Source organism: Streptococcus sp. A12, from assembly GCF_905372335.1.
Taxonomy (GTDB): Bacteria; Bacillota; Bacilli; order Lactobacillales; family Streptococcaceae; genus Streptococcus.
On record NZ_CAJPOU010000061.1, the window covers coordinates 1 to 6,723 of the forward strand.

Below are 6,723 nucleotides of genomic sequence, written 5' to 3' on the forward strand. Positions count from 1 at the left end.
GCACGACGCTCCATATCAACAGAATGTTGATCTTTGGCTTCTTCAAGGGCTTTTTCAGCACGCATTTTTGCACGCTCAGCCCGGCTAATATCAATGTCTCGAGCGCGTTCCGCCGAATCCGCTACGATGGTAATGACATTATCTACCACTTCGATAATCCCACCATTCACGGCGATCCAATCAATGTGTTTTTCGTCATCGACCCGACGGACCTTGACTTGGTCTACAGCCAAAACCGCAATGGTATTGATATGACGAGGTAAAATCCCTAATTCACCATCAATTGTCTTGACAGATACAAATGCGGCATGATGATCATAAACCAGTCCATCCGGTGTAACGATTTGGACGTTCATTTGACTCATCTTTCACCTCTTCTTAGAATCCCATTTTTTCAGCTTTTGCAATCACATCTTCGATCGAACCGACACCACGGAAGGCATCCTCAGGTAAGTGGTCGTGTTTCCCATCCAAAATTTCCTTAAAGCCACGTACAGTTTCTGCAACCGGTACATAAGAACCAGGTTGACCAGTGAATTGTTCCGCCACGTTAAAGTTTTGAGACAAGAAGAATTGAATACGACGAGCACGAGCTACCAAGGTCTTTTCATCATCAGACAATTCATCCATCCCCAAGATAGCAATGATATCTTGCAATTCGTGGTAGCGTTGAAGGACGCGTTTGACCTCAGAAGCCACTGCATAGTGCTCTTCTCCGACGATTTCTGGAGAAAGAGCACGTGAGCTAGATGCCAATGGGTCAACGGCAGGGTAGATCCCCAATTGAACCAATTTACGCTCCAAGTTGGTGGTTGAGTCCAAATGGGCGAAGGCCGTTGCTGGGGCAGGGTCTGTATAGTCATCGGCTGGCACGTAGATGGCCTGGATCGATGTAACAGAACCTTTCTTGGTTGAGGTAATCCGTTCTTGCAATTGTCCCATTTCAGTTGCCAAAGTAGGTTGGTAACCAACGGCTGATGGCATCCGTCCCAAAAGGGCAGATACTTCTGAACCGGCTTGGGTGAAACGGAAGATATTGTCGATAAACAAGAGAACGTCCTGACCTTCGACATCACGGAAGTATTCCGCAATAGTCAAACCAGTCAAAGCTACACGCATCCGTGCTCCTGGTGGTTCGTTCATTTGTCCAAAGACCATGGCTGTTTTTTCGATAACGCCAGATTCTTTCATTTCCCAGTAAAGGTCATTCCCTTCACGGGTCCGTTCTCCAACTCCGGTAAATACAGAGATCCCACCGTGCTCTTGGGCAATGTTGTGGATCAATTCTTGAATCAAGACGGTCTTCCCAACTCCGGCACCACCGAAGAGGCCGACCTTCCCACCTTTCAAGTAAGGGGCAAGGAGGTCAATGACCTTGATCCCTGTTTCAAGAATTTCTTCTGAAGTAGAAAGCTCATCAAAGGATGGAGCTTTTTTATGAATGGATTCACGAGGAGCATCTTCTGGAAATGCTTCTTCCAAGTCAATGGTATCTCCCAAGACGTTGAAGACCCGTCCAAGAGTTTCTTTTCCGACAGGTACAGAGATTGGACGACCAGTGTCCAATACTTCCATCCCACGAGTCAAGCCATCTGTTGATTCCATGGCAATGGTACGAACGACACCATCCCCAAGTTCAAGAGCTACTTCAAGAACGACTTTTGATTTTTGTTGGTCATTTTTATAGACTACAAGCGCATTATTAATCTCAGGGAGTTTATCGCCCGCAGCAAAAGCTACGTCAACGACAGGACCTACAACCTGAGAAATTTTGCCTAAACTCATGTCATTCTCCTATTCTATTAAGTTTCTAAGCTTGTGAATACACACCATCAAGCTTATGTTTGTATTGTTAAAATGTGCATCGAATCAACTACTCAAGCGCACTCGCTCCTGCAACAATTTCCGTAATTTCTTGCGTAATGGTTGCCTGACGAGCTCGGTTGTATTGAATGGTCAATTCATCAATTACTTTCTTGGCATTGTCTGTTGCGGTTTGCATGGCCATCATACCGGCAGCATTTTCAGCTGTTTTGGCATCAATGATGGCTCCATAAATCATACTTTCCGCAAACTGTGGAAGCAATTGATCCAAAATCGCATCGCGGTCTGATTCCAATTCCAGATTCAAGATATAATCTTCATCTGCTTCATTGGGGTCCAAGTCAATGATCGGAAGCATTTGCTCTACCCGCAATTGACTGGTCAAACTGTTGACGTGGTGATTATAACAGACATACAATTCATCAAACAATTCATTTTGATACATTTGGACTGTCTTATTGATGATCTTCCGCACTTCATCAAAGCTTGGTTGATCAGCTAGACCACGTAGTTCATAAACAGGCTGGATGCCTCTTGCTCTAAAGAAATCTGCCCCAATACTTCCAATACAGATGACTTCAAAATCCTCACCCGTTGGATGGTATTCTTCCTTCAATTCCATGACTGACTTGAGGATAGAGGCGTTGTAGCCTCCCACTAGTCCACGGTCAGAAGTGATAACAATATAAGCAGACTTTTTGACAGGACGACTCTTTAAAAATGGATGGTACTTAGCATTTTCAGCCTCGTGTCCATGTAAGAGGTCTGTCAATAGTTTACGAACCTTAGATGCGTAAATTTGGAAGTCCCTAGCAGCTTGCTCAGACTTCCCAAGTTTGGCAGCAGATACCATCTGCATAGCATTTGTAATTTGACTGGTATTCTTTGTCGATGCAATTTTATTTTTGATATCATTTAAAGAAACTGCCATCTGCCACTCCTATTTCTATTTGAAACTTGATTGGTTGACAAAGTCAGTAATCACTGCATCCATTGTTTCTTCACTTGGAAGATCTTTGGTAGTACGAATGGTTTCAAAGATATCTGCATGATGTGCTTCTACAAAAGCAAACAATTCCTCTTCAAAGCGAAGGATATCATCAACTGGTACACTATCCAAGAATCCATGTGTCAAAGCATACAAGATCACCACCTGTTTTTCAACAGTTAATGGTTCATGGACCGGTTGTTTCAAGACTTCTACTGTCCGGCGACCACGGTTCAACTTAGCTTGAGTAGCAGCATCCAAGTCACTACCAAACTTAGTGAAGGCTTCCAACTCACGGTAGGAAGCTAGGTCAATACGGAGAGTCCCTGCAACCTTCTTCATGGCCTTGATCTGGGCTGATCCACCAACCCGTGAGACAGATGATCCCGCATCAATAGCAGGACGAATACCTGAGTTAAAGAGGCTATCTTGTAAGAAGATTTGGCCATCTGTGATCGAAATCACATTGGTCGCGATATAAGCAGAAATATCCCCTGCTTGTGTTTCAATGATTGGAAGCGCAGTAATGGAACCACCGCCCAATTCATCCGATACTTTGGCAGAACGTTCCAATAAACGGCTGTGAAGGTAGAAGACATCCCCTGGGAAGGCTTCCCGTCCTGGCGGACGACGAAGAAGAAGGGATAATTCGCGGTAAGCAACGGCTTGTTTAGACAAATCATCATATACGATCAAAACGTGTTTGCCATTGTACATGAACTCTTCGGCCATAGCAACCCCTGCATATGGTGCAAGGAATAGCAATGGAGACGGTTGTGAGGCTGATGCTGTCACAACAATGGTATAATCCATTGCTCCATACTTGCGAAGTGTTTCTACTTGTGTCCGAACCGTTGATTCTTTTTGTCCAATTGCGACATAGATACAGATCATGTCTTGATCCTTTTGGTTCAAGATGGTATCAATGGCAATGGAGGTTTTCCCTGTTTGACGGTCTCCGATGATCAATTCCCGTTGGCCCCGTCCGATTGGAACGAGGGCATCAATGGCTTTCAAACCGGTTTGAAGGGGCTCTGAGACAGATTTCCGTTGCATAACACCAGGAGCTGGTGTTTCAACTGGACGGAAGGTATCTGTTACGATGTCTCCCAAGCCATCCACTGGTTGGCCAAGAGGATTGACAACCCGACCAATCAGGGCATCCCCAGCAGGGACTTCCATGATTTTACCAGTCCGACGAATCGAGTCTCCTTCACGAATATCCGTGAAGTCTCCAAGGATAATAATCCCGACATCTGTCGTTTCCAAGTTTTGCGCCATCCCGTATGAGCCGTTTTCAAAGATCAACAACTCACCACTCATTGCATTTTCAAGGCCATGAGCACGCGCAATCCCGTCACCAATATAGGTAACGACTCCGGTCTCTGTGACGTCAAAATTTGGCTGGAAATTTTCAATTTGTTGCTTAATTAAAGCGCTGATTTCTTGTGCGTTAATCGCCAAAATTCACACCACTTTCTATTTCAAATTTGCTTTTATGACTTGCAATTGACGTTTGAGACTAGTATCTAGCGTCTTGTGATTCGCTGAAACCACAAAACCACCAATCAAATCTGGATCCAATTTTTCTTTCAGAGAACGAACTTGGATACCAAATTTCTTTTCAATAATGGGGATCAATTTCTCTTTTTGAGCCTGATCCAGTCCTGCAACCGAAGAAACGGTTACTTCGAAACAGTTGCTCACTTGTTGAATTTGATCCATACTAACTCTGACAATGTCATAAAATAAGGCTTCACGATGATTGAGAATAACCACTTCAATCAAATGGTCTAGTAATGCTGAATCCGAGTTTTGGAAAAGTCGCAGACTTTTCGCCTTCTCTTCATCCTCTACACCGATATGAGCTAAAAATGCAGCAAGGCCTGTTTCCTCAAAAACAGCCTTTATTTGACTTAGTTGTTCATAAACGTCATCTTGCTGATTCTTTTCAAATACCAATTGAACAAAAGGCTGGGAATATTTCTCAATTACCATTAATTGCTTTTTGTCCATTAGGCATCTCCTAATTCATTTAGGTAGCGATCGATCAGTTGGCGATGGCCTTCAGAATCCAACTGTTGGCTTAGCAATTTACCTGCCAAGTTGACGGTTAGATCTGCGACATCTCCCTTGATACTGTTCATCGCTTCTTCTTTATTTTGCGAAATTTCTAATTGCGCTTTTTCTTTCAAGCGAAGGGCTTCTTGGTTGGCTTCACTGAGAATATGAGCCTTATTTTTTTCGGCTGTTTCCTTAGCCGTTTCAAGAATCGTCGTTGCTTCTTGACGACTACCTGCCAACTCTTCTTCGCGTTTTGCAGCTAGTTCCTCAGCCTTTTTACGTGCCTCCTCTGCTTGGTCAATATCATTGGTAATTTTTTCAGCACGCGCATCCAAAATACTGGTAATATTGCCCCAAGCAAATTTCTTTACTAAAAAGATTAATAAGAGGAAGGAACCAGCGATTAGTATAAAGTCACCAATAATGGTACCAATTGTTAAATCCATCTTCTACTCCTCTACTTACTCTTCCTCACCGTTTATTTTTTTACCTATGTACATGGATGACAACATGGTAAATACATAGGCTTGGATACATGAAATGAAAATCGAAAAGGCTGTCCATAACATGCTTCCGATAAAGGCTGCTGGATACCAATAAAAGGCTTGTTGAGACAAGGCTAAAAGTAAGCCTGCCAATACTTCACCGGCAAAAATATTCCCGTAGATCCGAATTGCTAAGGAAGCAAAATTGGTCACCTCTTCTAGGAGGTTCATCGGGGTCATAAAACCAGGAGTCGCAAAGGCCTTCAAGTATTCCTTAAAGCCTCGACGACGAACTCCTTCCACATGAGCGATCAAGGTGATCATAAAGGAGAGAGATAAGTCATAGCCGAGGTTAGCCGTTGGGGAAGTCCACAAGTTATAACCGTTTGTTGTTTGAACTTTTGCCATTAAACCAATATTATTGGCCACCAAGATAAAGAGAAAGAGAGAAAACAAGAACAAAGAATAGTTCTTCATGTAGTGCTCTCCAATGTTTCCCTTGGTAAAACTAATGACAAAATCATAAATCATCTCAAGAGCATTTTGTTTGCCCTTAGGACGGAGGGTCATTTTGCGACTTGCCCAATAGACAAAAGCAAAGACCATCAAAACAGTTACAAGAGACATGGCAAGTAGGGTCAAATCAAAGGATACTGGTCCAATATTTAGGGTTGGATTCACACTTTCTTCCAAGGTTTGACACCTCCTTTCCTAAATAGAGAAGTCTATTTAATAACGAAGGCCATAGCCAAGGTTACGAAGAAGGTACCTTCTACAAAGGCAATCCCAAGGATCAAAAGGCTACGTAATTGACCGATAATCTCTGGTTGACGAGAAGCAGCTTTAAAAAGATTACTCATAATCAATCCTTCAGCAATGGACACGCCGAAGCAGGCAAAACAAAGACCTAAAAATGTTAAATTCATGATGAATTCTCCTTAAATAAATTTTACTCCCTTAGTTTACTCCTAAAAAATATAATAGTCAAATGTTTGCTCAGAAAGAAAACGTTTTACAGCAATTCTGTCACCGTTTTTAAAATTCCTCTTGCCACTAGCGTTCAAAAGATTCTAATTATTTTTAGACACTTTGTCTATTTTTGTATTTCACACAAATTTATATTATTTTTATCAAGAGAGGAGGCATTATTACCAAGGATAGAAAAAACTCACCTGACGAGCAGATGAGCATTTTCTTCCTATTTAAAAATAGAGGTTTTGAAACTGTCTGTTTGTTGCAGCAATTTCTTAAAGACTTTTTCTTTCAGTGAAACCGTATTGTCAAACTTGACAGAGCCGTTACTTAGGGTAGCCTTATCTTTATCAACTGCTTCAGCAAATGCACGTTTCAAGTCTTCATAGC

The 6,723-nt window shown here is 42.5% G+C and carries 9 protein-coding genes; all 9 read right to left on the bottom strand.

Annotation, left to right across the window (positions count from 1 at the left end):
* On the bottom strand, positions 1-365 hold a 365-nt coding region (locus QZ158_RS07140), incomplete at its 3' end, for a F0F1 ATP synthase subunit epsilon (RefSeq protein ID WP_293887088.1).
* 13 nt (positions 366-378) lie between these two features.
* Entirely contained in the window at positions 379-1,785 is a 1,407-nt protein-coding gene (gene atpD / locus QZ158_RS07145; RefSeq protein WP_272078811.1) for a F0F1 ATP synthase subunit beta, read from the bottom strand.
* A gap of 88 nt (positions 1,786-1,873) precedes the next feature.
* Positions 1,874-2,755, bottom strand: coding sequence for a F0F1 ATP synthase subunit gamma (locus QZ158_RS07150; RefSeq protein WP_061563780.1), 882 nt, complete (start codon positions 2,753-2,755; stop codon positions 1,874-1,876).
* Positions 2,756-2,770: 15 nt separating this feature from the next.
* The gene (gene atpA / locus QZ158_RS07155; RefSeq protein ID WP_061563779.1) at positions 2,771-4,276 is read right to left on the bottom strand and encodes a F0F1 ATP synthase subunit alpha; all 1,506 of its coding nucleotides are present in this window, start codon (positions 4,274-4,276) and stop codon (positions 2,771-2,773) included.
* A gap of 15 nt (positions 4,277-4,291) precedes the next feature.
* Positions 4,292-4,828, bottom strand: coding sequence for a F0F1 ATP synthase subunit delta (locus tag QZ158_RS07160; protein ID WP_293887095.1), 537 nt, complete (start codon positions 4,826-4,828; stop codon positions 4,292-4,294).
* Positions 4,828-5,322: a F0F1 ATP synthase subunit B gene (gene atpF, locus QZ158_RS07165; RefSeq protein ID WP_293887097.1), complete on the bottom strand. Its 495-nt coding sequence runs from the start codon at positions 5,320-5,322 to the stop codon at positions 4,828-4,830. Before atpF ends, QZ158_RS07160 begins: the two co-directional genes overlap by 1 nt.
* 15 nt (positions 5,323-5,337) lie before the next feature.
* Positions 5,338-6,054, bottom strand: a complete 717-nt coding sequence (gene atpB / locus QZ158_RS07170; protein ID WP_048789648.1) for a F0F1 ATP synthase subunit A — start codon at positions 6,052-6,054, stop codon at positions 5,338-5,340.
* Positions 6,055-6,086: 32 nt separating this feature from the next.
* On the bottom strand, positions 6,087-6,287 hold the full coding sequence (locus QZ158_RS07175) for a F0F1 ATP synthase subunit C (protein ID WP_006596628.1): 201 nt from the start codon (positions 6,285-6,287) through the stop codon (positions 6,087-6,089).
* Between the two features lie 272 nt (positions 6,288-6,559).
* Positions 6,560-6,712: a ZmpA/ZmpB/ZmpC family metallo-endopeptidase gene (locus QZ158_RS08235; RefSeq protein WP_366928209.1), complete on the bottom strand. Its 153-nt coding sequence runs from the start codon at positions 6,710-6,712 to the stop codon at positions 6,560-6,562.
* Positions 6,713-6,723: the final 11 nt, after the last annotated feature.

Excerpts from the sequence above, each read along its gene's own strand:
- QZ158_RS07160 (WP_293887095.1), bottom strand. The coding sequence starts at position 4,828 with ATGGACAAAAAGCAATTAATGGTAATTGAGAAATATTCCCAGCCTTTT.
- QZ158_RS07175 (WP_006596628.1), bottom strand. The coding sequence starts at position 6,287 with ATGAATTTAACATTTTTAGGTCTTTGTTTTGCCTGCTTCGGCGTGTCC.
- atpF (WP_293887097.1), bottom strand. The coding sequence starts at position 5,322 with ATGGATTTAACAATTGGTACCATTATTGGTGACTTTATACTAATCGCT.
- atpD (WP_272078811.1), bottom strand. The coding sequence starts at position 1,785 with ATGAGTTTAGGCAAAATTTCTCAGGTTGTAGGTCCTGTCGTTGACGTA.
- QZ158_RS07150 (WP_061563780.1), bottom strand. The coding sequence starts at position 2,755 with ATGGCAGTTTCTTTAAATGATATCAAAAATAAAATTGCATCGACAAAG.